This window comes from Corynebacterium bouchesdurhonense (genome assembly GCF_900078305.2).
Lineage (GTDB): Bacteria > Actinomycetota > Actinomycetes > Mycobacteriales > Mycobacteriaceae > Corynebacterium > Corynebacterium bouchesdurhonense.
In genome coordinates this window covers 144,080-168,287 of record NZ_LT546025.1, presented here as the reverse complement: position 1 = coordinate 168,287, position 24,208 = coordinate 144,080, and the positions used below count along the sequence as shown (strand labels likewise).

Genomic DNA, 24,208 nt, shown 5'->3' with positions numbered 1-24,208 from the left:
ACGTGTACTGATACACACCGTGCAAACAACTACGAAACCACACACACATGTATGTGTGTTCGCGTCCACTCACCAGTATCTGACACACCACACCAACCCAGGTGTGGCCCCACATGTGTGTCGGTGGTTCATAGCGGCGGGGAAACGCCCGGTCCCATTCCGAACCCGGAAGCTAAGCCCGCCCGCGCCGATGGTACTGCACCCGGGAGGGTGTGGGAGAGTAGGTTACCGCCGACCCAACAACCCAAAACAACAACTGCATATCCACGGCCCCGCACACCACACGTGCGGGGCCGTTGCGCTCTCACCCCTCACCGGTGAAACAGGCATCACCCCTTTGGTCGGGCCCAACATGCGTTAGAACTCGAACACTGCACCTCGTTACCGCCATACGAACATGGTGGTAACGAGGTGCTGGTTTCGAGTTTCAGCACCCCCCGGGACCAGACGGGGTCTGGTCCCCCGCCACAGGCCACCGAGCCCACCCGGCAACGCCGCGGGCCGGCAAACAGGCATATTCCCCCCCCGGCCACACGCCCACAAACAGGCATAACCCCAGGTCGCTGCTCCCCGGCAGGCGAATATGCCTATTTGCAATATGCCTATTTGGAAAAACCAGGCCACCGCGGGCCACTGATCCAGCCGCCCGGCAGCACCCCACACCGCCGTGGCGGGGTAGCGTGGGGCGATTGGATGATCGAAGGCTAGAAGGGCGAGACATGGAAGCAGCGGCACGCGCCGTGAACCTGGTGAAAACATATGGGCAGGGCGACACTGTGGTTACGGCGCTTGACGGGGTGAGCGTTGAGTTCGAGCGCAACACCTTTACGGCGATCATGGGCCCGTCCGGGTCGGGGAAGTCCACGTTGATGCACACGATGGCCGGGTTGGACGCGTTCACGTCGGGCGAGGCGTACATCGGCGGCACCGCGCTGTCGGGGCTGTCAGACAGGGAGATCACGGAGCTGCGGCGCGACCGGCTCGGGTTCATTTTCCAATCCTTCAACCTCGTGCCCACGCTCACCGCGGCCGAGAACATCGCGCTGCCCACAAGCATTGCGGGGCGCGAGATCGACCAGGCGTGGCTCGAGGAGATTACCCAGCGCCTCGGGTTGTCGCAGCGTTTGGGCCACCGCCCCAGCGAACTGTCCGGCGGCCAGCAGCAGCGCGTGGCTTGCGCCCGCGCGCTGGTGAGCCGACCGGACATCATCTTCGGCGACGAGCCCACCGGGAACCTCGACTCGAACGCGGGGAGGGAGGTACTGGAGATTCTGCGGCACGCCGTGGACTTCGACGGTCAGACCGTGGTGATTGTTACCCATGACGCACGTGCGGCATCGTACGCGGACCGGGTGATCTTCCTGCGCGACGGGAGAGTGGTCAACGAGTTGCGCGACCCGGACATGGATGCCATCTTGCAGGTCATGGCGGGAATCGAGGGGTGATGGCGGGCGGAAACCGGGCGCTGGCGAAGGTGTCGCTGCGCAACATTGGTGCGCACAAGCTGCGGCTCGGGTTGACGGTGCTGGCGGTCGTGTTGGGCACCGCGTTCATCGCCGGTTCGCTGATGTTCACCAACATGCTCGGGCGCACCTTCGACAGCGCCGTGGCCACCCGGTACTCGGGCGGCGATACGGTGGTGGAGCCGGCGGAGGAGGGTGGCTCGGTGAGCGCGGAGGACGCCGGTACCGCCGCCGCGCTGCCGGGTGCCGCGCGCGTGAACGTGATCGGTGCGAAGGTGGTTGTGGCGGCTACCGAAAGTGAGGAGCCGTTCCAGACGCGGCAGGGCTCCGCCAGCGCCGGTGTGTACTACGGGCCGGGGGAGTCGGTGGGCAAGCCGCCGGAGATCGCCCAGGGCCGGGCTCCCGAAGCCGGCGACGCGGGTGCCGGGATCCGCGACTCCGGCGCGGAGGCGGTGCTCAACCGCAACGGCGCCGAGCGGTACGGCATAGCGGTGGGCCAAAACCTCATCGTGGTGGACACCGCGGGACGGGCGAACTACTCGGTGGTGGGCCTCTACGAGGACCCGGACGTGCAGGACACGTCGCTGCGCTTCCTCGTACCCGAGGCGGACTACCTGGACATGTACTCGGCCGACGGCGCGCGCCCGGCGCTGCTCCTGGCGGCCGCTGACGGGACCTCGGCCGAGGAGCTGACGCGGGAGGCCGCGGAGGCGCTGCCCGGGTTGCGGGTTGTGGGTGCCGAGGAGGCTGCGGAGGAGGCGTCGAAAAGCGTGCGCGACGCGCTGAGCTTCATCTCCTACTTCCTCATCGCATTCGGGCTGGTGGGCCTTTTGGTGGGTACGTTCCTGATTGCCAACACGTTTGCGATGATCGTGGCGCAGCGCACCCGCGAGTTCGCGCTGCTGAGGGCGCTCGGGGCGTCGCGGCGGCAGATCACCCGCTCGGTGGCGGCGGAGGCGCTGGTGGTGGGACTGCTCGGCTCCGCGCTCGGCGTCGCTGCGGGTGCGGGCCTGGTTGCCCTGATCAAGCTCGTGATGGGCGGGCGCGGGATGGACCTCCCGGCAGGCGGGATCGGCTTGTCGCCGCGCGCGGTTTTGGTACCCATCGCGGCCGGCACCCTCGTCACGCTGCTCTCTGCGTGGGCGCCGGCGCGGCAGGCCGGCCGGGTGGAACCGGTGGCGGCGATGCGCTCCAGCGAAAGTGCCGCGCCCCAGCCGCTGACCGGCCGTACCGCGGCGGGCGGCCTCCTCATCGCGGCGGGCGTGGCCGCGGCGGCCGCGGGCCTGGCGTGGGATCAGCAGACCACGGGCAACCGCGCGAGCCTGATCGGCGTGGCGGCCGCCGCTGTGATCGCGGGGTTGTTCCTGGCCGGCCCCGCGCTGTCCCTGCCGGTGGTGCCGCCGCTGGGGAGGGTGTTGGGGGCGCCGTTCGGGAGCGTCGGCAAGCTAGCGTCAACAAACACCCGCCGCAACCCGCGGCGCACCTCCGCCACCGCGTTCGCCTTGATGCTGGGGATCGCGCTGGTGACCATCATCGGCATGCTGGGCGCGTCCATGAAGCAGTCCGTGGACACCGTGGCCGACAACGAGGTGAGCGCGGAGTACGTCCTGGCCGGGCCGGTCACGGGCGCGTTCCCCATACCCGGCGACCTGATGGAGCGGATCCCCGCGGTGCCGGGCGTAGGCGACGTGGCCGCGTACACTGAGGCGCCGATTACCGTGGACGGCGAGTACTCCAACAAGGTGGGCCAGTTCGGCTCGACCTCCGTGCTCTACGGTGACCCGGGCAACCTGATTACCATGGACATGGTCGCGGGCTCCTCCGCCCTCGAGGGCAATACGGTGATCGCCCCGCGCGAGTGGGCCGAGCGCCGCGGTTGGTCGGTGGGCGACACGGTGGAGGTGGCCGCGCCGGGGGTGGCCCCGGGCGCGGTAGAGGCCACGGTGGGCGGCATCTTCGAACACTCCTCCATCCTCACCTCGGTGGTGGTGGGCGCGGACGTGGCCAACCAGCTCGTGCCGGGCCGCGCCGACATGGTCATGCTGGGCGTGAGCGGGGACGGCAGCGTGGACGCCGAGCAGCTGCGGGCGAACCTCGAGGCCGAGGTCAAGCACGACATTGTGGTGAAGGTGCAGTCCAAGGACGACGTTTCGGGCGAGGTGCTGGACCTGATCGACCAGATGCTGTTCATCCTTTACGCCCTGCTCTCGCTGGCGGTGGTCATCGCCGTGCTGGGCATTGTCAATACGCTCACTCTCTCCGTGATCGAGCGCCGCCAGGAGATCGGCATGCTGCGCGCTGTGGGCACCCACCGCGGTCAGGTGCGCACCATGATCATCTTGGAATCGGTGCAGATGGCGCTCTTCGGCGCGTTAATCGGCGTGGCGCTGGGCTTGGGCCTGGGGTGGGCGTTTCTGACCGTGCTCGCGGACAAGGGCATCGAGGTAATCGTGGTGCCGTGGCCGCTGGTGTGGACGATGCTCGGCGGCAGCATCGTCGTGGGCATCCTTGCGGCCGTGTGGCCGGCCCAGCGCGCCGCGGCCACGCCGCCGCTCGATGCGATTGTGGAGTAGGGGATCGGGCTTTTTTGCATGCTTATCGACGCCCCCTTCGCCCGCGCCTAGCCCCCCAGCCACCACCGCCCGAGCCACATCCCCGTGAGGGCGGCGAGCAGCCCGCCGATAGCGGTCGCGCCGGCGTAGCCGAACGCCAGCGGGAGGTGGCGCCGCTGCAGCAATTCGCCGAGCTGGCGGGCCAAGAGCGCGAGCGTGGACAGTGCGCCGGCGAATCCGACGCCGATGGCAATCTGCCACTCGCCCGGCACCGCGGCCACGATCCCGACGATGAACGAGGCCGCCATGTTGGCCACGAAGGTGGCCACGCGCTGGTTTGCAATCAGCTGGGTGAGCAGCCAGCGGCAGAATCCCCCGGCGATCCCGCCGACGAAGACGCCGGCCACTGCGGCGGGCAGGCTGGGGGTACTAACCACTGCGCCTCCTGCAGGCGTCGCCCGCCAGCCAGGCGGCCACGGCCACGGCGACGCTGAGGGAGATGATGAACCACGCGAGCAGCGGCGGCATGGGCGCGCAGGCGAGGGCGACGGCGGAGAACGTGCTGAAGCCGCCGAGGAATCCCATGCCCCAGAACGGGCCGGGCTGCACAAGGCCCATGGCGAAGCAAGCGGACACGTTGATGGCGAAGGTGACGGCGAGGATCAGCGCCTCCGGCGAGGACGGCCCGGCGAGGTAGAGCACCAGCTCGCGCACGGTGGCCCCGGCGCCCGCCCCGAGGCCCACGGTGAGGCCTGTCCGGAGCGGTAATTGTTGCACCACTTCAGCCTACGCCGAGCGCGTCTCGCCCCGAAGGCCGCCCGCCCCGAAGACCTCATCGACATCGCCCAGCTGGTCACTGCCTACTACACCCGCGAGGTGGATCCGGAAAACCCGGACCAGCAGGTGGCCTTCGGCACCTCGGGGCACCGCGGCTCGTCTTTGGACAACGCGTTCAACGAGGCCCACATTCTGGCCACCACCCAGGCAATTGTGGATTACCGTCGGGAGCAGTCGATCGGCGGCCCGGTCTTCATCGGCCGCGACACCCACGCGCTCTCCGAGCCGGCGATGCTCTCGGCGCTGGAGGTGCTCATTGCCAACGAGGTAGCAGTGCTTGTCGACGCCGCGGGGAGGTACACGCCCACCCCAGCCGTCTCCCACGCCATCCTCTCGCACAACGCGGGCCTCGCCGGCGGGGTAACGGGCACGGACCCGAAGCGTGCCGACGGCATTGTGATCACCCCGTCCCACAACCCGCCGCGCGACGGCGGCTTCAAGTACAACCCGCCGAGCGGCGGCCCCGCGGGCACCGACGCCACGGACTGGATCGCCGAGCGCGCCAACGCCTACCTGCGCGCCGGGCTCGAAGGCGTGCGCCGCACCCCGGTTGCCGGCGTGCTGGACGATCGGGTGGAGCGCTTCGACTTCATGGGGCGCTACGTGGCCGACCTGGTCAACGTGGTGGACATCGACGCCATCCGTGGCTCGGACCTGCGCATCGGCGCCGACCCGATGGGCGGCGCCTCGGTGGACTACTGGGGCGCGATCGCCGACACGCACGGCCTGAACCTCACGGTGGTCAACCCGGAGGTGGACGCCACCTGGCGGTTCATGACGCTGGACACCGACGGCAAGATCCGGATGGACTGCTCCTCGCCGAACTCCATGGCGAGCTTGGTGCACAATAGTGACAAGTACGGCATCGCCACCGGCAACGACGCGGACGCGGACCGCCACGGCATTGTTACCCCGGACGCCGGGCTGATGAACCCGAACCACTACCTGGCGGTGGCCATCGAGTACCTCTTCAGCCACCGCGACGGCTGGCCGGAAACCACGGCGGTGGGCAAGACCCTGGTGTCCTCCTCGATGATTGACCGGGTGGTGGCCTCGCTGGGCCGCCGGCTAGTGGAGGTGCCGGTGGGCTTCAAGTGGTTCGTGCCGGGGCTGATCGACGGGAGCGTCGGCTTCGGCGGCGAGGAGTCCGCGGGGGCGTCGTTCCTGCGCAAGGATGGCACCGTCTGGTCCACCGACAAGGACGGCATCATCCTCGACTTGCTGGCCTCCGAAATGACCGCCGTGACGGGGAAGACCCCGTCGCAGCGCTACGCCGAGCTCGAAGCGCAGTTCGGCGCCCCCGCGTACGCGCGCATCGACGCGCCGGCGAACCGCGAGCAGAAGGCGGCGCTGAAAGCGCTCTCCCCGGACCAGGTGCCGGCGACCGAGCTGGCGGGGGAGGAGATCACCGCCAAACTCACTGAGGCGCCCGGCAACGGCGCGGCCATCGGCGGGCTGAAAGTGGTCACCGAGAACGCCTGGTTCGCGGCGCGGCCCTCCGGCACCGAGGACAAGTACAAGATTTACGCCGAGTCCTTCAAGGGCGCCGAGCACCTCGAGCAGGTGCAGGCGGAGGCGGTGAACATCGTCTCGGGCGTGCTGGGCGAGTAACCGGCACCACAGCCGTCGTGGGGCCGGGCGGCGTGCCGGTGCGCTAGGGTTTGACGGGTGAGCTCTACTGTTTCCGTCCAGCCGGCCGAGCGGCCCGGGGTGGCGAGCATCGTCCTGGACGTGCTGGCCGCGGCGGCGCGCTTTTTCCTCGCCTACGTGTGGATCTCGGCTGGTGTGTCAAAGATCGGCCACCACATGGAGGTGACGCAGTCGATCGAGGCGTACGAGGTGTTCACCCCGTACTGGTCGGAGATCCTCGCGCACCTCATTGGCCCGCTCGAGCTGGCGGGCGGCCTGTTCCTGCTGCTGGGCATCAAGCTGCGCTGGTCAGGGGCTGTGTCGCTGGTTGTCCTCGCGCTGTTCATCGCCGGTCTGTGGTCCGTGCACGCGCGCGGCATGGTCATTGACTGCGGCTGTTTCGACCCGGCGCAGGGCCACCCCGAGCCGGGGGATGTGCTGAAGACCATCTGGCGAGACCTCACCTTCGCGGCCGTCACCGTCTTCATGATGATCCGGCCGTTCCGGCGCCTGGCCATCTACCCGTAGACTCAGACACTTGGTAGCCATCTACCGCAACCCATCGTCGACACGTTAGGAACCACCGTGACTACTCGCAAAGTGCAGAACCCGAACCAGAAGGGCAACAGCGCCTTCATCTGGGCGCTCCTCGCTGTCGTGGCGATCGCCCTGCTGGTTATCGGCATCATCGTCTACAACGGCCGCAACCAGCAGGACGAGGCCCTGCAGCAGTATGCGGTGGACACCTCAGGCATCAACATCGAGTGGTCTGAGGGAGAGGACGTGATCCACTTGGCGGGCGAAGAGTCCGCGGCAGACGCCAAGACCGCAGACTACTTCGAGGACTTCTCCTGCTCCCACTGCGCGGACCTGCACATCGCGTCCGACGAGGCCATGATGGAGAAGCTTCGGGCCGGCGAGATCAAGGTCGACCTGCGCCCGATGACCGCGCTCGACCGCGGTACCGAGGGGCACTCAACGCGCGCGCTCGCGGCCGAGCTCGCACTGCTTGCCGACGGCGACTATGACGCAGCGTTCTCCCTGCGCAACTACCTCTTCCAGGACCAGGCCGAGGCCTACAAGGCAAAGATGGACAATGCAGCCTTCGCGGACAAGGCGGCAGCCTTTGGTGCGTCCGGCCAAGCGCAGCAGGACATCCGCGACGGGAAGTTCATCGACGCGGCGAAGAAGATGGGCGAGGACAACCAGAAACTCCAGAACGACACCACTGGCGAGTCTTGGACGCCGCGCGTGCTGATTGACGGCAAGGATGTCGAGGACATCAACCCCGACCGGGACGCGTGGCCGCAGACGCTGGCTGACCTCTAGGGCCGCGCTGCGGCACTGACAGCCGGCGGTGTGCTGGGGATTTGGTTGCCCGGCGCGCCGCCGGTATATTTAGCGAAGTTGCCCGCGGGCAAGCTGGGGCTATGGCGCAGCTGGTAGCGCACCACACTGGCAGTGTGGGGGTCACGGGTTCGAATCCCGTTAGCTCCACCCATACAACTTCATACACGCAGAGCCGCTTGCGGCTCCACGGGGCTATGGCGCAGCTGGTAGCGCACCACACTGGCAGTGTGGGGGTCACGGGTTCGAATCCCGTTAGCTCCACAACGTACGCACCTTTGGCGGCTCCTCGCCGGGGTCTGCTACATCCCGCTACGGTGGGGCCCATGGACGGGCTGAGCTTCCATCACATTGACACCCCGATTGGGCCGATCGGGCTCGTGGTGTCCCATGCCGGCGTTGCCAAGGTGCTCTTCGCCTCCGACGGCATCGTCGAGGAGCGCGAGCGCATCGGCGAGCACGCCGAGGTCCCGTTAGCGGCCCGCCAGCTGGAGGAGTACTTCGCGGGGCGGCGCCGCGCTTTCACCGTGCCCCTGGATTTCCGCTTTGCCAGCCGCTTCCGCGCCGGGGTCCTCGCCGAGCTGGCGAAGGTGCCGTTCGGCACCACCACCACGTACGGCGAGCTCGCCCGCGCGGCGGGCAACCCGAACGCCGTGCGGGCGGTAGGTGGGGCCTGCGCGCACAACCCGCTGCCGATCCTCGTCCCATGCCATCGCGTGCTGCGCTCCGACGGGGCGCTCGGGGGCTACCGCGGCGGCGCCGAGACGAAACGCCAGCTCCTCGCTCTGGAGGGTATACATGTCTGAGAAAACCATGCCTGAGAAACGCACGTTTGTGAAGCACGGCAGCGCACCGGGCGCGGCCGCGGCGGAGGCCGCGTACCTGCGCTGGCTGCGCGAGGGGTCGCACGCCGTGGTGGAGGTGCTCGACGTGGACGAGGGCGCCAACACGCTCACCATCGAGCGGGTGGACATCGCCCGCCCCACCGCGGACGCCGCCCGCGCCGCCGGCCGGGAGCTCGCGGCGATCCACGCCGCGGGCGCGGCCGCGTTCGGCGCGCCGGCCGACGGCTGGGAGGGACCGAACTTCATCGGCCGGGTCCGCCAGGAGTGCACACCCACTGACCGCTGGGCCGAGTTCTACGTGCACCAACGGGTGCTGCCCTTCCTGGAGCGCGCGCAGCGGGCGGGGAATGTTGGCGGCGGTGGGGGCGTCGTCAAGCAAGCGTGCGAAGCGATCCTCGCGCTGGATGAGGACGCTCCTCTAGCGCGCATCCACGGCGACCTCTGGGCGGGCAACCTTCTGTACTCGCCCGGCGGGCCGCGGTTCATCGACCCGGCTGCGCACGGCGGGCACCCGCTCACGGACATTGCCATGCTCGAGCTCTTCGGCGCGCCGCACCTCGATGCCCTTGTGGACGGCTACCTCGCCGCCGGGGGAGAGCTGGGCGAGGACTGGCGCCGGCGTATCCCCGTCCACCAGCTGCACCCGCTCGCGGTGCACGCGGCGACGCACGGCCCGGCGTACGGGGCCTCCCTGGTGCGGGCGGCAGAGGAAGCGTTGCGGGTACTGGCCTAGCGCCACCAGGTCTCGGCTGGCCCGGGCGGGAGGTGCCGCTTGTGCTGCCCCACCCGCCACAGGTGCTCGAGCCGTTCGCGGGCGTCCGGGGCGATGTGCTTGCCCTCGAGGTAGTCATCGATCTGCGCGTACGTCACGCCCAGGGCCTCTTCGTCAGGCAGCGCGGGGCGGTCCTCCTCCAGGTCCGCGGTGGGCACCTTCTCCCACAGCCGCGGGTCCGCCCCGAGGTGCTCGAGCATCTGCGCGCCCTGGCGCTTGTTCAGCCCCGCCAGCGGCACCAGGTCCGCCGCGCCGTCGCCGAACTTGGTGAAGAAGCCGGTGAGGTTCTCCGCCGCGTGGTCCGTGCCGATAACCAGCAGCCCCCGCTCGCCGGCGATGGCGTACTGCGCCACCATGCGCAACCTGGCCTTGACGTTGCCCTTGTTGAAATCCCCGAGTGCGTCCCCGCCCAGCGCCCCCGACACGGCCCCGGTCAAGGCGTCGGTGGCCGGCTTGATGTCCACCGTCACCGTGCGGTCCGGCCGGATGAAGCGCAGCGCGAGCTGGGCGTCGTCTTCGTCCGCCTGCACCCCGTGCGGCAGCCGCACCGCGACGAACTCCGCATCCGCTCCCCGGGCCCGTTGCTTTTCGACGGCCACCTGCGCCAGCCGCCCCGCCAGCGTCGAATCCTGGCCCCCCGATACGCCCAGCACGAAGCCCTGTGCGCCCGTTGCCTCGAGGTAGTCCGCGAGGAAGTTCACGCGCGCCTCCACCTCGGCGGCGGGGTCGATGCCTGGGCGCGCCCCCAGCGCCGCGATTATGTCGTTTTGGAGGGTATCTGCGGTGTCTTCGGTGTCTGCGGTGTCTGCGGTGTCTGCGGTGTCTGACATGGCCGCCATCGTAGACCGGGGAGCGGGTAGGCAGCGGGTACGTCAGGCCTGCAGCCCACATCTCGAATATGCCTGTTTGTCTGAATATGCCTAAACTTCAGTGGCTGGCGGGGCACTAGAAGCCCGGTGGGGCAGAGGTGGTGACCCTCTAAATCCAAACAGGCATATTGCGCTGGGCTGTTCACCTGCTGGGCATCGCCGGGATGCCGCTCCGGAGGTTTGGAGGTCGCCTGGGCGGTGTGTATTATCTATCGGCGTGTCGCGATGCGCCGGCATTCGCCGCGCCTCGCTTGAAATTACCAACCAGAGGAGAAAGGAGCGCCCGATGAAGGTCCGCAAGTCGCTTCGGTCGCTGAAGAACAAGCCGGGCGCCCAGGTTGTGCGCCGCCGCGGCAAGGTCTACGTGATCAACAAGAAGGAGCCGCGCTTCAAGGCTCGCCAGGGCTAATCCCAGCCCGAGAATCCCGCCTCCGGCACCCGCTGCCGGGGCGGGATTTTTGCGTTTTCCAGCCGCTGTGGCCGGCGGGGAGAAGTCTCAGCAAAAATTAATTCCACCGTTGTAAGCATTCGCGCACGCCGGTGGACTACATGTGGGTAATTCGCGGTACCCGTCCTGCGAGTTTCACCGGTGTAACTACTACATGTAGTATTGGTTGCCTTATATTGGCCCAAGGTATAGTGTCTCTGGTGTGTCGCCGAGGGGTTCGGCGAGGCGAGAAATCAACTGGGGAAGGCGCTGCGAACCGCCTTCGGAAGCAGCGTAGAAGGAAGCCAAATGTCTATCACCGTTTACACCAAGCCGGCGTGCCAGCAGTGCCGCGCCACCACCCGCGCCCTGGACAAGGCGGGCCTGGAATACACGCTCGTTGACATCTCGCTGGACAACAATGCGCGTGATTACGTCATGGCCCTCGGCCACCTGCAGGCGCCGGTTGTGGAGGTTGACGGCGAGCACTGGTCCGGGTTCCGCCCCGACCGCATTCGCACCCTCGCAGCGGCGTAGCGCCGCCGGAGGTTGGGGCGAGCTGTGCTGATCGTCTACTTTTCCTCCGCCACCGAGAACACGAAACGGTTCGTGGAACGGGTGGGCCTGCCCGCGCGCCGCATCCCGCTGCACCGCTCGGAGGGTGACCTCACCGTCGACGAGCCCTACGTCTTGGTGTGCCCGACGTACGGGGGAGGGGTGTCGATGACGCACCAGAACTCCCGGCCCGTGCCGCCTCAGGTCATCCGGTTCCTCAACAACGAGCACAACCGGGGGCTGATCCGCGGCGTCATCGCCGCGGGTAACTCCAACTTCGGCGAGGACTACTGCCGGGCTGGGGACGTCATCGCGGCGAAGTGCAGGGTGCCGTACCTGTACCGCTTCGAGCTCATGGGCATGCCCGGGGACGTCGAGCACGTGCGTTCCGAGCTGATCCGTCAGGCCGCCCGCCTCGGGCTGGAGCCGCTCAGCGCGCAGGCCGAGGCGGAGCTGCCGCGTTTGTGCGACGATAGCGCCCAGCGGCTCGCCTGGCTGCGGGCCAAGTACAGCCACCGGCCGCATACCGCGGGCGCCAAGTAGGAACAACCCACCACTCACTCAACTTGCAGTCCGCCACGCAGGCGGCGAACCTTTACATAACCTTTATAAAAGGACTCCAGGAAGGTAATACCCGTGACCACCCCCAGCCCTACGCCGTCCGCTGCACTCGGTAAGTCCGTGCCCGAGCCGGCCTCGCAAACCGACCAGCTGGATTACCACGCCCTCAACGCGCTGCTGAACCTGTACGACGAGCACGGCCAGATCCAGTTTGACAAGGACCGCGAGGCGGCCAACCAGTACTTCCTGCAGCACGTCAACCAGAACACCGTCTACTTCCACGACCTGGAAGAGAAGATGAAGTACCTGGTGGACAACAAGTACTACGAGCCGGGCGTGGTGGAGCAGTACGACTGGGAGTTTGTGAAGGACACGTTCAAGCGCGCCTACTCCTACAAGTTCCGCTTCAAGTCCTTCCTCGGCGCGTACAAGTACTACACCTCGTACACCCTGAAAACCTTCGACGGCCGCCGCTACCTGGAGCGCTTCGAGGACCGCGTGGCAATGACCGCCCTTTTCCTCGCCCACGGCGACACGGACTTGGCCACCGCGCTGGTGGACGAGATCATGACGGGCCGCTTCCAGCCCGCCACGCCGACCTTCCTCAACGCGGGCAAGGCGCAGCGCGGCGAGCTCGTGTCCTGCTTCCTCCTGCGCATCGAGGACAACATGGAGTCCATCGGCCGCGCCATCAACTCCGCACTCCAGCTGTCCAAGCGCGGCGGCGGCGTGGCGCTACTGCTGTCCAACATCCGCGAGGCCGGCGCGCCGATCAAGCACATTGAGAACCAGTCCTCTGGCGTGATCCCGGTGATGAAGCTGCTGGAGGACTCCTTCTCCTATGCCAACCAGCTGGGCGCGCGCCAGGGCGCGGGCGCGGTGTACCTCAACGCGCACCACCCGGACATCATGCGCTTCCTCGATACCAAGCGCGAGAACGCGGACGAGAAGATCCGCATCAAGACGCTCTCCCTCGGCGTGGTCATCCCGGACATCACCTTCGAGCTGGCGAAGCGCAACGACGACATGTACCTCTTCAGCCCGTACGACGTGGAGCGCGTGTACGGCGTGCCGTTCGCGGACATCTCCATCACGGAGAAGTACGAGGAGATGGTGGAGGATCCGCGGATCCGCAAGACCAAGATCAAGGCCCGCCAGTTCTTCCAAACCATCGCGGAGATCCAGTTCGAGTCCGGCTACCCGTACATCCTGTTCGAGGACACGGCCAACCGCGCGAACCCGGTGAAGACGGGCCGGATCAACATGTCCAACCTGTGCTCCGAGATCCTGCAGGTCAATTCGCCGTCCGTGTTCAACGAGGACCTGAGCTACCAGGAGATCGGCCACGACATCTCCTGCAACCTGGGCTCGCTGAACATCGCGATGACCATGGACTCGGACAATTTCTCCCGCACCATCGAGACCGCCATCCGCGGCCTGACGGCGGTGGCGGACTCGACCTCCATTGACTCGGTGCCGTCGGTGCGCGAGGGCAACGACGCCTCGCACGCCATCGGCCTGGGCCAGATGAACCTGCACGGCTACCTCGGCCGCGAGCACATCGAGTACGGCTCGGAGGAGGGCCTGGACTTCACCAACGCGTACTTCGCGGCCGTGATGTACGAGGCCATCCGCGCCTCCCACAAAATCGCGGTGGAAAAGGGCGAGGCGTTCCAGGACTTCGACAAGTCCGAGTACGCCACCGGCGCGTTCTTCGACCGCTACAACCCGGCTGACTTCCAGCCGAAGACGGAGAAGGTCAAGGCGCTGTTCGAGGCGTCTGATATCGCCGTTCCCACGGCCGAGGAATGGGCGCAGCTGAAGGCGGACGTGGCGCGCGACGGCATCTACAACCGCTACCTGCAGGCAATCCCACCGACCGGCTCGATCAGCTACATCAACAACTCCACGTCCTCGATCCACCCGATCGCCTCGAAGATCGAGATCCGCAAGGAGGGCAAGATCGGCCGCGTCTACTACCCGGCGCCGCACATGGACAACGAGAACGCCGCCTACTTCAAGGACGCGTACGAGATCGGCTTCGAGAAGATCATTGACACCTACGCCGAGGCCACCAAGTACGTGGACCAGGGCCTGTCGCTGACCCTCTTCTTCAAGGACACGGTGACCACCCGAGACATCAACCGCGCCCAGATCTACGCGTGGCGCAAGGGGATCAAGACCCTTTACTACATCCGCCTGCGCCAGATGGCACTGGAGGGCACCGAGGTTGAGGGTTGCGTGTCCTGCATGCTGTAGGTCAGTTTGGGGGCCTTTGCTTGTCGACGCACCCGTGACAAGGGAACGTCGACAAGCAAAGGCCCCTAAAACTCCATGAACGCGTTGATGCCGCGGAGCAGGTTGCGCGACGTGGCCTCGGCGGCCTCGGGGTCGCGCCGGGCGATGGCGTCGGCGAGGTCGCTGTGCAGGCGCATCGCGCCGAGCTCGGGTTCGTCGGGCATGATGCCGTAGCGCGTGCGGCCCTCGAGGACGTTCATGATGGGGGCTGCGAGCGCCGCGAACATCTCGTTACCGGAGGCGGTGAGCAGGAGGGTGTGGAACTCGACGTCGGCGGCGAGGAACTCGTCGGAGTTGCCCACGCGAGCCTCGGTGAGCTCGATGAGCTGCTGCGCAAGCTCGGTGAGCCTCGCCGTTTCCTCCGCGGAGGCGTTGAGGGCGGCGAGCCCGGCGGCGACCGGCTCCACCGCGGTGCGCAGCTGGTTGAGCGAGGTGATCTGGCCCGGGCGCTGTGCCTCCGCGGAGAGGCGCCACGTGATCACCGAGCGGTCGAACACCGCCCACCGGGACGCCGGGAGCACCTTGATGCCCACCCGCCGCGATGAGGAGACGAGCCCCAGCTGCTCGAGGGCCCGCATCGCCTCGCGCGCTACCGTGCGGGAGATGCCGAAGCGCGTGGAGAGGTCCTGCAGCGTAAAGGTATGGCCCTCCGGCATCTCGCCGGAGACGATCTCTTCTCCGAGCGTGTCAAGGATGGAAGCGAGCAGGGGAGCAGCCGAAGCATCGTTCGCAGGTGCCATACGGGGTCACACTTTCGTACCGCGTCAGGGGTGGTCGGGTGGGGGAAAATACTAAATTGTATTAGGTAGCATAACCGCCCCACTAGCGCGAACATACGCCCGCCGTCCCCGCACCCACTCGGCGCCGACCCGCTGGCTACTATTGGCACCATGAGCCACGAGGATTACGAGGGCTACATCGCAGCCCACCCCGCGCCGATGAGGGCGATCAACTGGAACGAGATCCCGGACGACAAAGACCAGGAAGTGTGGGACCGCCTGACCGGTAACTTCTGGCTGCCCGAGAAGATCCCGGTGTCCAACGACATCCAGAGCTGGAACACCCTCAACGACGCGGAGCGGCTCTCCACCATGCGTGTCTTTGCCAACCTGACGCTGCTGGACACGCTGCAGGGCACTGTCGGCGCCATCTCCCTGCTGCCGGACGCGCGCACGCTGCACGAGGAGGCGGTGCTGACCAACATCGCGTTCATGGAGTCCGTGCACGCGAAGAGTTACTCCAACATCTTCATGACGCTGGCCTCCACCCCCGAGATCAACGACGCGTTCCGCTGGACCGAGGAGAACGAGCAGGTGCAGCGCAAGGCGAAGATCATCGAGAGCTTCTACGTGGGCGATGACCCCCTGAAGCGCAAGATCGCCTCGGTGATGCTCGAGTCCTTCCTCTTCTACTCCGGTTTCTACCTGCCCCTGAACTGGTCGGTGCACTCCAAGCTGACCAACACCGCCGACATCATCCGCCTGATCATCCGTGACGAGGCGGTGCACGGCTACTACATCGGCTACAAGTACCAGGTGGGTGCGCGCGAGGAGTCGCCAGAGCGCCAGGAGGAGCTGAAGGAGTACGCCTTCGACCTGCTCTACGACCTCTACGACAACGAGACGCAGTACACCGAGGACCTCTACGACGAGCTGGGCTGGACCGAGGACGTGAAGCGCTTCCTGCGCTACAACGCCAACAAGGCGCTGAACAACCTGGGCTACGAGGGGCTGTTCCCGGCGGACGAGACCCGCGTCTCGCCCGCCATCCTCGCGTCGCTGGCGCCGAACGCGGACGAGAACCACGACTTCTTCTCCGGCTCCGGCTCCTCCTACGTCATCGGCCGCGCCGAGGACACCCAGGACGACGACTGGGATTTCTAGCACCGGCTTCCGGCACCGGCTTCCGGCACCGCACACGCCGCGCTCGACCCCCGTATGGGTGACACCCACGGTCGGGCGCGGCGCGTGTTTCTGCTGTTAAAAGAGATAAATAGGCGAGGGGCTCGCGGTTTCATTCGCCGGCCCGCCCCCGGGGTTAGACTGCAACTAGTGCTGGCCTGAGATGGCTGGCAATTCCATGTACCGGCGGTTATTATTGCCCGGTACCAAAAGTGGCCTCTTCACCGGTTTCGCTGCGGCGGGCAGGAGGGGAAGCCGTAGTCAGGAGGATCGTATGACCGCTGTGGCGCCAAGGCTGGACACTTACGTCCCGCCGACACGTCCGGAGCCGACGGGCAACGCTCGGCGTGGCTCCAAGTTTTACAAGCTGATCACCACGACTGACCACAAAGAACTGGGCATCCTGTACATCATCATGTCCTTCATCTGGTTCTTCGTCGGTGGCCTGATGGCGCTGCTGATCCGCGCCGAGCTTTTCAGCCCGGGCCTGCAGTTCCTGTCCAACGAGCAGTTCAACCAGCTGTTCACCATGCACGGCACCGTGATGCTGCTGGCGTTCGGTACGCCGGTGGTGTGGGGCTTTGCCAACTACATCTTGCCGCTGCAAATTGGCGCTCCGGACGTGGCGTTCCCGCGCCTGAACGCCTTCGGTTTCTGGATCACCCAGGTGGGTATCGTCGCGTTCCTCGCGGGCTTCCTCACCCCGGGTGGCGCGGCCGACTTCGGCTGGACCATGTACATGCCGCTGGCTGACGCGACCCACACCCCGTCCGTCTCCGCGAACCTCTGGATCGTCGGCGTCGGTGCTACCGGTGTCGGTACCGTGGCCTCCGCCGTGAACATGCTCACCACCGTGCTCACCCTGCGCGCGCCGGGCATGACCATGTTCCGCCTCCCGGTGTTCACCTGGACCATCTTCGTTACCTCGATCATCGCCCTGATGATCTTCCCGCTGCTGCTGGCCGCCGCCCTCGGCGTGCTGTACGACCGCCTGCTGGGCGCCCACATCTACGACACTGCGAACGGCGGTGCCATCCTCTGGCAGCACCTGTTCTGGTTCTTCGGCCACCCCGAGGTGTACGTCCTGGCTCTGCCGTTCTTTGGTGTCACCTCTGAGATCGTCCCGGTGTTCTCTCGTAAGCCGATCTTCGGCTACATCGGCCTGGTGTTCGCAACGCTCGCCATCGCTGGCCTGTCCATGGCCGTGTGGGCGCACCACATGTTCGCCACCGGCGCGATCCTGCTGCCGTTCTTCTCCTTCATGACCTTCCTCATCGCCGTGCCTACCGGTGTGAAGTTCTTCAACTGGCTCGGCACCATGTGGAACGGCCGCATCACCTTCGAGTCCCCGATGATGTGGGCGATGGGCTTCCTGTTCACCTTCCTCTTCGGCGGCCTGACCGGCATTATGCTGGCCTCCCCGCCGCTGGACTTCCACCTGCACGACTCCTACTTCGTGGTGGCGCACTTCCACTACACCCTGTTCGGCACCGTGGTGTTCTCCACCATCGCCGGCGTGCACTTCTGGTTCCCGAAGATGACGGGCCGCATGCTGGACGAGCGCCTGGCCAAGATTTCCTTCTGGCTCGTGTTCATCGGCTTCAACATGACCTTCCTGGTCCAGCACTGGCTGGGTAACATGGGCATGCCGCGCCGTTACGCCGACTACCTTGACACCGACGGCTTCACCTTCCTGAACCAAGTCTCCACTGTCGGCGCCCTGATCCTGGGCATCGGTATGCTGCCGTTCATCTGGAACGTGTTCAAGTCCTGGCGCTACGGGGAGGTTGTCACCGTGGATGACCCGTGGGGCTACGGCAACTCCCTCGAGTGGGCCACCTCCTGCCCGCCGCCGCGCCACAACTTCACCTCCCTGCCGCGTATCCGCTCCGAGCGCCCGGCGTTCGAGCTGCACTACCCGCACATGGTGGAGACGCTGCGCCGCGAGGCTCACACCGGCCACTCCTCGGACACTCCGGCCACCTGGAAGGGCGCCGGCCACGAGTTCGACCGTGGCGATGGCCCCGACGCGTCCACTGCGTCCGCCACGTCTAGCAAGTAGCACCCGCGCGACGCGCACTTCCTGACAGCGAGCCCCTCACCGCGACGGTGAGGGGCTCGCTTTTGCTATTGTCCCTGTATGCCAGCCGTACCGGTCGAAATGCAGCCAGGCCTGAAAGCCGCCGTCATCACCACCTCCGGGCCAGACCGCCCGGGTGTCTCCGCCGCCTTCTTCAACGCCCTCGCCTCGCACGGCGTACAGCTGTTGGACGCGGAGCAGACCAACTTCCGCGGCCAGCTCCTGCTGGCAGCGCTGGTGGGCATGGACCCGCAGAAGCTCGGGGACGTAGAGCGCGAGCTCCACACGGCGCTGTGGGAGTTCGGGCAGCGGGTGACCATCGAGACGGGTGTCGACCCGGACACCGTGCCGCGATCCAAGTCCACGCACGTGGTGGTGGCGCTAGGCAACCCGGTGACGGCCGCCGCGGTTTCCCGCCTCGGCGCCACGCTGGCGTCCCACGGCGCGAACATCAACGTGATCCGCGGCATTACCCAGTACCCCGTCACCGGGCTGGAGTTCCGCATTACGCTTCCGGATTACACCCCGGGCGCCGGTGCCGCGGTCCGCGCGTCACTTGCGGAGCTGTCCTCCGAGCTGGGGGTAGACCTTGCCATGGAGCACGCGGGCCTGCACCGCCGCGCGAAGCGCCTGGTCTGTTTCGACTGCGATTCAACCCTGATCACCGGTGAGGTCATTGAGATGCTCGCGGCCCACGCGGGCCGGGAGGCGGAGGTCGCGGCGGTGACGGAACGGGCCATGCGCGGCGAGCTGGATTTCGAGGAGTCGTTGAGGGAGCGGGTCAAGGCGCTCGCTGGCCTGGACGCTTCCGTCATCGACGAGGTTGCCGCTGCAATCGAGCTCACCCCGGGAGCGCGCACCACGATCCGCACGCTGAACTCGATGGGTTACCGCACCGCGGTGGTCTCGGGCGGCTTCATCCAGGTGCTCGAAGGCCTCGCGGAGGACCTAGAGCTCGACTACGTCCGCGCGAACACGCTCGAAATCGAGGACGGCAAGCTCACCGGCCGGGTCACCGGCCCGATCGTGGACCGCGCGGCGAAGGCGGACTTCCTCGCCGAGTTCGCGGAGGATTCGGGGCTGACGCTGAGCCAGACGGTGGCGGTGGGTGACGGCGCCAACGACATCGATATGCTCTCGCGCGCGGGCCTCGGCATCGCCTTCAACGCGAAGCCGGCGCTGCGCGAGGTCGCCGACACCTCGGTCAACCACCCATTCTTGGACGAGGTGCTCTACATCCTCGGCATTCCGCGCGAGGAGATCGACTCCGCCGCCGCGCGCCCCGCACGATGAGCATGGTGCTTGGCGACGCCTTCGTGGAAGCGCACCGCCTCCTCGCCGACCGCGTTGGCCCGGGGGCGAGGAGGCCGGGGTCGGGGCGCGATCCCGAGGACCCGGCGGCGGTGCAGGCTATGCAGCTGGTGTTGGAGGTGCCGCGTGAGGGGGGAGCGTCGAGAAGCGAGATGCTCCGCGACGCGGCTCAGGCCGCGGTGGCCGTGTGCTTGGACGAGCGGGCGGGGCGCGACGGGTTCTGGCGCGAACGGCTGGACGCGTGGTACTCGTTGCGCATCCGCAAGGTAGCGCGGCGGGCGCGCAACAAGGCGTGGGACGACGTGCAGGCGCTGCCGGGCGTGACCATCGGGTCGGTGCGGGCGTTTGTGCCGTCGGCGGTGGGGGAGGTGCCGCACGACATTCGCAAGCTGCAGATCAAAGGGACCGAGCTCCCGCTTGGTGACGGCCCGGCGCCGCTCGATCCGGACGCGCCCACGTTGCTACTCAACGCGGATTTGGAGATGTCCGCGGGCAAGGCAGCGGCGCAGGTGGGGCACGCATCGATGCTGTACGCGGCGGCGCTCGGGTTGGAGGAGGCGCGGGCGTGGGCCGCGGCCGGCTACCCGCTCAATGTGCGCGAGGTGGAGGCGGGGGAGTTCGGCGAGTACGCCGCGGCGGCGGGCGCGGTGCCGGTGCGCGACGCCGGCTTCACGGAGGTGGCGCCCGGCTCGGTGACCGTGGTGGCGGTGCCTCCGGGAGTGTGACGACGTGGCTAGTTGACCTAACTACTTGGCCTGACTACTTGGCCACGAGGCGCGTGAGAGCGCCGCGCACCACGGCCGGGTCCGTGGTGGTCCAGAACGGCAGCAGCGAGTTGCGGAGGAACTGGCCGTAGCGTTTCGTCACCAGCCGGTTATCCAGTACGGCGATCACGCCGCGGTCCCCGGTGGCGCGCAGGAGGCGGCCGGTGCCCTGCGCGAGCAGGAGGGCGGCGTGCGTGGCGGAGACCTCCATGAAGCCGGAGCGGCCCGCGGCATCGGCGGCCGCGGCGCGCGCCTGGAGCAGCGGGTCGTCGGGGCGGGGGAAAGGGATCCTGTCGATAATCACCAGCGACAGCGAGCTGCCGGGCACGTCCACGCCCTGCCAGAGCGTGAGCGTGCCGAAGAGGCAGGAGTTCTCGGACTTGGCAAAGGCATCCACCAGTGCGCCGGTGGAGTCCTCGCCCTGCAGGAAAACCTCGAAGGGCAGGCGGGCGCGCATCTCGTTGGCCGCCTGCTCCGCCGCGCGGCGCGAGGAGAACAAGGCCAGGGTGCGGCCGCCGGCGGCGGTGATGAGCTCCGCCATCTCGTCGAGGGTGGCCGGGGAGAGGCCCTCGCGCCCCGGGGCGGGCAGGTGCTTGGCGGTGTAGAGGATGCCGGCTTTGGCGGGGTTGAACGGGGTGCCCACGTCGAGGTGGTCCCACTTGCCCGCGGGCAGGCCCCAGGCCGCGGCCATCGCGTCGAAGTTGCCACCGACGGTGAGGGTGGCGGAGGTGAGGACGACCGGGGATGCGTCGAAAAGCGAAGTGCGCAACAGCGCTGATACCGAAAGCGGTGCGACCGACACCGAGTCCTCGTCGCGCTCGGAGCGCGTCAGCCACACCACGTCGCGGTGCTTGGTCACATCCTCCTCGTCGAAGACGGAGAGGATGCGGTCCACGGCGCCTGCAAGGTCCGCGAGGTGGTTCTTCAGGTTGCCGCGCTCGGCGAAGGTCTCCGGGTCGTTCTCGGACTCGCCGGGCCGAGGCTCCGCGATGGCGTCGTAGGTCTTGCGCAGCGCAGCGCTGAGCGCGGCGAAGGCGGCGCGGGCGGGCTCGGCGATGGTCTCCCAACGCCCCGGCTGCTCCGCGGCGAGGGCGAGGGTGACATCTTCTATCACGCCCTCGAGCACATCCTTGTCGCCGCCGATCCTGCCGGCGCGCCGGGCGGCGAGCGTCAGGGCGCGGGCCGAGATCACGTTCGTGGCCACGGAGGTGATGCGGCCCTCCAGCTCATGGGCCTCGTCGATGACTACCGCGGAGTGCTCGGGGAGGATGTTCACGTCCGACAGCGCGTCGATGGCCAGCAGTGCGTGGTTGGTCACCACCACGTCCACCTTCGACGCCTCCTCGCGGGCGAGCTGCGCGAAGCACTCGTCCCCGTGCGGGCAGCGGGCGGCGCCCAGGCACTCCGATGACGTCACGGACACCTGGCGCCACACCAGGTCGGAGACGCCGGGGACCAGGTCGTCGCGGTCGCCCGTCTCCGTCTCCTGGGCCCACTCGGCAACGCGCTTGACCTCGCGGCCGATGCGGCTGAGGTTGTCCTCCTCGATGAGCGCCTCCGGGGCGTCCTCCGGCAGGGAGAGCTTGTGCAGGCAGGCGTAGTTGTTGCGGCCCTTGAGGATGGCGAACGTGGGGCGGCGCTCCATGAGCGGCTCCAGCGCGTCGGCCAGCCGTGGCAGGTCGCGCTCCACCAGTTGCCGCTGCAGCGCGATGGTGGCCGTTGAGACCACCACAGTGGTTTTGGTGCGCTGCGCGTGAAGGATGGCCGGCACGAGGTAGGCCAAGGACTTGCCAGTGCCGGTGCCGGCCTGCACAGCCAGGTGACGCTCCCGCTCGAAAGCGCGCGTGACCGCCTGGGCCATCTTTAGCTGGCCGGGCCGGGTCGTGCCGCCGATCGCGCCCACGGCGGCGGCGAGGAGATCCTCGGTGGTCTGGCTCAACGGCTGTTCGTGGTCGCTCACGCGGGTGCCTATTCCGCCGGCTCGGGGAAGCCGACGAACTGCGTGGGGATCGCCACGTCGCCCTTGGACAGGGCCAGGCCCTCCCAGGGCAGCGTGGTGCGGGCTTCGCGGTGCAGCTCGCGGGCGTCGTTCAGGTCAAAGGGGCCGTCGACAGGCTGGCCCTCGCGAATCATCGGCACGGTGAGCTCCCGGTAGTCCAGGTGGGCCTTGCGCTCGATCTCGGCGCCGGCGGGGCTGATCACCTCGGACACCGCCACACCGGAGGCGCGGTAAGCGCGGGCGGCGGTCTTCGCGCCGCCGTACGTGCGCTTGCCGGAGGAGCGCTTGGACACGGGGTGGCCCTCCACCTCCACAAGCTTGTACACCAGGCCCGCGGTGGGGGCGCCGGAGCCGGTAACCACGGAGGTGCCCACGCCGAAGCCGTCCACCGGGTCCCCGCGGAGGCCGGCGATGGCGAACTCGTCCAGGTCGGAGGAGACGATGATGCGGGTGTTGAAGGCGCCGGCCTCATCCAGCTGGGCGCGGACGCGGCGCGACATGATGCCCAAGTCTCCGGAGTCGATGCGCACCGCGCCGAGCTCCGTACCGGCAACCTCGAGGGCGTTCTCCACGCCCTTGGTGATGTCGAAGGTGTCCACCAGCAGGGTGGTGCCCACTCCCGCGGCCTCGATCTGGGCCTTGAAGGCGGCCTTCTCGTCCGGCACGCCGTCCTCGTCCACGTGCAGCAAGGTCCACGCGTGGGCGGCGGTGCCGGAGGCGGGGATGCCGTAGCGCAGGGACGCCTCCATGTTGGACGTGGCGTCGAAGCCGGCGATGTAGGTGGCGCGCGCCGAGGTGACGGCGGACTGCTCGTGGGTGCGGCGCGAGCCCATCTCGATGATCGGGCGGCCGTCCGCCGCCAGCACCATGCGCGATGCAGCGGAGGCGACGGCCGAGTCCGAGTTGAAGATGGACAAAATTACCGTCTCCAGGATCACGCACTCCGCAAATGTGCCGCGCACGGTGAGGATGGGGGAGTAGGGGAAGTAGAGGTCGCCCTCCCGGTAGCCGTCCACGTCGCCGGTGAAGGAGTAGTTGCGCAGGTAGTCCTTCGCCACGTCGGAGAGGAACTCGGCGTTGTCGATCTGCTCGTCGGTGAAGCGGAAGTGGGAGATGGCGTCGATCACGCGCGCGGTGCCAGCCACTACGCCGTAGCGGCGCTCGGCGGGCAGGCGGCGGGTGAACACCTCGAACGCGCAGGCCCGGTGGGCGGTGCCGTCCTGCAGCGCGGCGTCGAGCATGGTCAGCTCGTACATATCCGTGAGGAACGCGGTGGACTCGTGGCACGTCTGGGTGCGCGCGTCGCTCACGCTGGATGGGGTGGGGGCGTCATTCATGCTGTACAAGGCTACCCCGTGAGCCGCGGGACGTGCGCCGGCCGACGGCAGTGGCGGGCGCCCGGCCGCAAACAGGCATATTCCAAACAGGCATATTCGCCCGCCGGAAAAACTGACCTGGGGTTATGCCTATTTGGAACCCTATGAAGCAGCCCAAGAGCCTATGAGGTTGGCAATGTAGGCTGCACCTGCAAGTTCAAAGGGCGAGAAAAAAGGAGATGAACACGATATTGAGCGTGGGCGGCTGCAGATGTGTATAAGCGCCAGCCGCACACCCCGCGCGCCCCGCGAGGGCGGGTAAGGTAGGCCACATGTACGCACGCTCTATGAATGCAGGCCGCGCGGATGCGCCCCGCATGGGCTCGCCGCTGGCCACGCCCGATCTGGACGAGGCGCTCAACGTCGAGGTGGCCACGGGCGAGAACCTGCCGTGGATGTGCATCGTGTGGGACGACCCGGTGAACCTGATGAGCTACGTGGCCTACGTGTTCCAGACCGTGCTGGGCTACGACCGCAAGCGCGCCACCGAGCTGATGATGCAGGTGCACACGGAGGGCAAGGCTGTGGTCTCCAGCGGCGAGAAGGACAAGGTGGAGGGCGACGTGAAGAAGCTGCACACCGCCGGTTTGTGGGCCACCATGCAGCAGGCCGGGTAAAAGGA

At 67.5% G+C, this 24,208-nt stretch carries 21 protein-coding genes, 2 tRNA genes, 1 rRNA gene and 1 pseudogene; 19 read left to right on the top strand and 6 right to left on the bottom strand.

All coding sequences use genetic code 11. The features are described from left to right. The first annotated feature begins 119 nt into the window (after positions 1 to 119). The 3 genes from rrf to BN4252_RS02095 all read left to right on the top strand — a co-directional run bounded on the left by rrf (position 120) and on the right by BN4252_RS02095 (position 4,036). A 5S ribosomal RNA gene (rrf, locus tag BN4252_RS02105) occupies positions 120 to 237 on the top strand. Between the two features lie 482 nt (positions 238 to 719). Further along, entirely contained in the window at positions 720 to 1,445 is a 726-nt protein-coding gene (locus BN4252_RS02100) for an ABC transporter ATP-binding protein (protein ID WP_066524732.1), read from the top strand. Beyond that, positions 1,445 to 4,036 carry an ABC transporter permease gene (locus BN4252_RS02095; protein ID WP_066524731.1) on the top strand — a complete coding sequence of 864 codons (2,592 nt, stop codon included), beginning with the start codon at positions 1,445 to 1,447 and terminating at the stop codon, positions 4,034 to 4,036. The genes BN4252_RS02100 and BN4252_RS02095 overlap by 1 nt, the downstream gene beginning before the upstream one ends. A 47-nt stretch (positions 4,037 to 4,083) precedes the next feature. On the opposite strand, the gene BN4252_RS02090 is transcribed toward BN4252_RS02095, so the two are convergent. Both BN4252_RS02090 and BN4252_RS02085 read right to left on the bottom strand, forming a co-directional pair. Beyond that, positions 4,084 to 4,452, bottom strand: a complete 369-nt coding sequence (locus BN4252_RS02090) for a fluoride efflux transporter FluC (protein WP_078056719.1) — start codon at positions 4,450 to 4,452, stop codon at positions 4,084 to 4,086. After that, positions 4,445 to 4,792 carry a CrcB family protein gene (locus BN4252_RS02085; RefSeq protein WP_230208542.1) on the bottom strand — a complete coding sequence of 116 codons (348 nt, stop codon included), beginning with the start codon at positions 4,790 to 4,792 and terminating at the stop codon, positions 4,445 to 4,447. The genes BN4252_RS02090 and BN4252_RS02085 overlap by 8 nt, the downstream gene beginning before the upstream one ends. On the opposite strand from BN4252_RS02085, the gene pgm reads away from it, so the two are divergent. From pgm to BN4252_RS02050, 7 genes are all read left to right on the top strand, one after another. After that, a complete protein-coding gene (pgm, locus tag BN4252_RS02080) occupies positions 4,787 to 6,463 on the top strand; it encodes a phosphoglucomutase (alpha-D-glucose-1,6-bisphosphate-dependent) (RefSeq protein WP_066524802.1) in 1,677 nt (558 codons plus the stop codon). The two genes, BN4252_RS02085 and pgm, sit on opposite strands and share 6 nt — an antisense overlap. A gap of 57 nt (positions 6,464 to 6,520) precedes the next feature. Then, positions 6,521 to 7,009: a MauE/DoxX family redox-associated membrane protein gene (locus tag BN4252_RS02075; protein WP_230208541.1), complete on the top strand. Its 489-nt coding sequence runs from the start codon at positions 6,521 to 6,523 to the stop codon at positions 7,007 to 7,009. A 57-nt stretch (positions 7,010 to 7,066) separates the two neighbouring features. Continuing rightward, positions 7,067 to 7,810, top strand: a complete 744-nt coding sequence (locus tag BN4252_RS02070) for a thioredoxin domain-containing protein (protein ID WP_066524728.1) — start codon at positions 7,067 to 7,069, stop codon at positions 7,808 to 7,810. 95 nt (positions 7,811 to 7,905) lie between these two features. Further along, positions 7,906 to 7,978, top strand: a tRNA-Ala gene (locus BN4252_RS02065). Positions 7,979 to 8,019: 41 nt separating this feature from the next. Beyond that, positions 8,020 to 8,092 (top strand) — tRNA-Ala (locus tag BN4252_RS02060). 62 nt (positions 8,093 to 8,154) lie between these two features. Further along, positions 8,155 to 8,634, top strand: a complete 480-nt coding sequence (locus tag BN4252_RS02055; RefSeq protein WP_066524726.1) for a methylated-DNA--[protein]-cysteine S-methyltransferase — start codon at positions 8,155 to 8,157, stop codon at positions 8,632 to 8,634. Beyond that, complete coding sequence (locus BN4252_RS02050; protein WP_230208540.1) at positions 8,627 to 9,406, top strand: fructosamine kinase family protein; 780 nt, start codon at positions 8,627 to 8,629, stop codon at positions 9,404 to 9,406. Before BN4252_RS02055 ends, BN4252_RS02050 begins: the two co-directional genes overlap by 8 nt. Here the strand turns inward: BN4252_RS02050 and nadE are convergent. Then, complete coding sequence (nadE, locus tag BN4252_RS02045) at positions 9,403 to 10,275, bottom strand: ammonia-dependent NAD(+) synthetase (protein ID WP_066524725.1); 873 nt, start codon at positions 10,273 to 10,275, stop codon at positions 9,403 to 9,405. The genes BN4252_RS02050 and nadE overlap by 4 nt on opposite strands. Positions 10,276 to 10,600: 325 nt before the next feature. Here nadE and ykgO point away from each other — a divergent pair, with 325 nt between their 5' ends. The 4 genes and pseudogenes from ykgO (at position 10,601) to nrdE (ending at position 14,116) form a co-directional block, all read left to right on the top strand. Beyond that, positions 10,601 to 10,723 carry a type B 50S ribosomal protein L36 gene (ykgO, locus tag BN4252_RS02040; protein ID WP_005511141.1) on the top strand — a complete coding sequence of 41 codons (123 nt, stop codon included), beginning with the start codon at positions 10,601 to 10,603 and terminating at the stop codon, positions 10,721 to 10,723. A gap of 327 nt (positions 10,724 to 11,050) precedes the next feature. After that, a complete protein-coding gene (nrdH, locus tag BN4252_RS02035) occupies positions 11,051 to 11,278 on the top strand; it encodes a glutaredoxin-like protein NrdH (RefSeq protein WP_066524723.1) in 228 nt (75 codons plus the stop codon). Positions 11,279 to 11,302: 24 nt separating this feature from the next. Then, positions 11,303 to 11,725 (top strand): annotated as a pseudogene (gene nrdI / locus BN4252_RS02030) (class Ib ribonucleoside-diphosphate reductase assembly flavoprotein NrdI); the annotation flags it as partial. 207 nt (positions 11,726 to 11,932) lie between these two features. Further along, positions 11,933 to 14,116, top strand: a complete 2,184-nt coding sequence (gene nrdE, locus BN4252_RS02025) for a class 1b ribonucleoside-diphosphate reductase subunit alpha (RefSeq protein ID WP_066524718.1) — start codon at positions 11,933 to 11,935, stop codon at positions 14,114 to 14,116. A gap of 65 nt (positions 14,117 to 14,181) precedes the next feature. Here the strand turns inward: nrdE and BN4252_RS02020 are convergent, their stop codons facing one another. Next, positions 14,182 to 14,895, bottom strand: coding sequence for a FadR/GntR family transcriptional regulator (locus tag BN4252_RS02020; RefSeq protein WP_066524716.1), 714 nt, complete (start codon positions 14,893 to 14,895; stop codon positions 14,182 to 14,184). A 150-nt stretch (positions 14,896 to 15,045) separates the two neighbouring features. Here BN4252_RS02020 and nrdF point away from each other — a divergent pair, with 150 nt between their 5' ends. The 4 genes from nrdF to BN4252_RS02000 all read left to right on the top strand — a co-directional run bounded on the left by nrdF (position 15,046) and on the right by BN4252_RS02000 (position 20,172). Then, on the top strand, positions 15,046 to 16,038 hold the full coding sequence (nrdF, locus tag BN4252_RS02015) for a class 1b ribonucleoside-diphosphate reductase subunit beta (protein ID WP_066524715.1): 993 nt from the start codon (positions 15,046 to 15,048) through the stop codon (positions 16,036 to 16,038). A 292-nt stretch (positions 16,039 to 16,330) separates the two neighbouring features. Next, the gene (ctaD, locus tag BN4252_RS02010; RefSeq protein WP_066524713.1) at positions 16,331 to 18,118 is read left to right on the top strand and encodes an aa3-type cytochrome oxidase subunit I; all 1,788 of its coding nucleotides are present in this window, start codon (positions 16,331 to 16,333) and stop codon (positions 18,116 to 18,118) included. 78 nt (positions 18,119 to 18,196) lie between these two features. Next, on the top strand, positions 18,197 to 19,429 hold the full coding sequence (gene serB, locus BN4252_RS02005) for a phosphoserine phosphatase SerB (protein ID WP_066524708.1): 1,233 nt from the start codon (positions 18,197 to 18,199) through the stop codon (positions 19,427 to 19,429). 2 nt (positions 19,430 to 19,431) lie between these two features. Further along, complete coding sequence (locus BN4252_RS02000; RefSeq protein ID WP_078056724.1) at positions 19,432 to 20,172, top strand: aminoacyl-tRNA hydrolase; 741 nt, start codon at positions 19,432 to 19,434, stop codon at positions 20,170 to 20,172. Positions 20,173 to 20,206: 34 nt separating this feature from the next. Here BN4252_RS02000 and BN4252_RS01995 read toward each other — a convergent pair whose 3' ends face one another. After that, the gene (locus BN4252_RS01995; protein WP_066524697.1) at positions 20,207 to 22,171 is read right to left on the bottom strand and encodes an ATP-dependent DNA helicase; all 1,965 of its coding nucleotides are present in this window, start codon (positions 22,169 to 22,171) and stop codon (positions 20,207 to 20,209) included. A gap of 8 nt (positions 22,172 to 22,179) precedes the next feature. After that, on the bottom strand, positions 22,180 to 23,547 hold the full coding sequence (locus tag BN4252_RS01990) for a nicotinate phosphoribosyltransferase (RefSeq protein ID WP_066524694.1): 1,368 nt from the start codon (positions 23,545 to 23,547) through the stop codon (positions 22,180 to 22,182). A 356-nt stretch (positions 23,548 to 23,903) separates the two neighbouring features. On the opposite strand from BN4252_RS01990, the gene clpS reads away from it, so the two are divergent. Further along, on the top strand, positions 23,904 to 24,203 hold the full coding sequence (gene clpS / locus BN4252_RS01985; protein WP_066524788.1) for an ATP-dependent Clp protease adapter ClpS: 300 nt from the start codon (positions 23,904 to 23,906) through the stop codon (positions 24,201 to 24,203). Positions 24,204 to 24,208: the final 5 nt, after the last annotated feature.

What these genes read in the sequence shown, in the direction of transcription:
- nrdF (WP_066524715.1), top strand. Translation starts at nt 15,046, where the DNA reads ATGAGCCACGAGGATTACGAGGGCTACATCGCAGCCCACCCCGCGCCG.
- BN4252_RS02055 (WP_066524726.1), top strand. Translation starts at nt 8,155, where the DNA reads ATGGACGGGCTGAGCTTCCATCACATTGACACCCCGATTGGGCCGATC.
- BN4252_RS02050 (WP_230208540.1), top strand. Translation starts at nt 8,627, where the DNA reads ATGTCTGAGAAAACCATGCCTGAGAAACGCACGTTTGTGAAGCACGGC.
- ctaD (WP_066524713.1), top strand. Translation starts at nt 16,331, where the DNA reads ATGACCGCTGTGGCGCCAAGGCTGGACACTTACGTCCCGCCGACACGT.
- nrdH (WP_066524723.1), top strand. Translation starts at nt 11,051, where the DNA reads ATGTCTATCACCGTTTACACCAAGCCGGCGTGCCAGCAGTGCCGCGCC.
- ykgO (WP_005511141.1), top strand. Translation starts at nt 10,601, where the DNA reads ATGAAGGTCCGCAAGTCGCTTCGGTCGCTGAAGAACAAGCCGGGCGCC.
- BN4252_RS02100 (WP_066524732.1), top strand. Translation starts at nt 720, where the DNA reads ATGGAAGCAGCGGCACGCGCCGTGAACCTGGTGAAAACATATGGGCAG.
- serB (WP_066524708.1), top strand. Translation starts at nt 18,197, where the DNA reads ATGCCAGCCGTACCGGTCGAAATGCAGCCAGGCCTGAAAGCCGCCGTC.
- nadE (WP_066524725.1), bottom strand. Translation starts at nt 10,275, where the DNA reads ATGTCAGACACCGCAGACACCGCAGACACCGCAGACACCGAAGACACC.
- BN4252_RS02020 (WP_066524716.1), bottom strand. Translation starts at nt 14,895, where the DNA reads ATGGCACCTGCGAACGATGCTTCGGCTGCTCCCCTGCTCGCTTCCATC.
- BN4252_RS02095 (WP_066524731.1), top strand. Translation starts at nt 1,445, where the DNA reads ATGGCGGGCGGAAACCGGGCGCTGGCGAAGGTGTCGCTGCGCAACATT.
- BN4252_RS01990 (WP_066524694.1), bottom strand. Translation starts at nt 23,547, where the DNA reads ATGAATGACGCCCCCACCCCATCCAGCGTGAGCGACGCGCGCACCCAG.
- BN4252_RS02000 (WP_078056724.1), top strand. Translation starts at nt 19,432, where the DNA reads ATGGTGCTTGGCGACGCCTTCGTGGAAGCGCACCGCCTCCTCGCCGAC.
- clpS (WP_066524788.1), top strand. Translation starts at nt 23,904, where the DNA reads ATGGGCTCGCCGCTGGCCACGCCCGATCTGGACGAGGCGCTCAACGTC.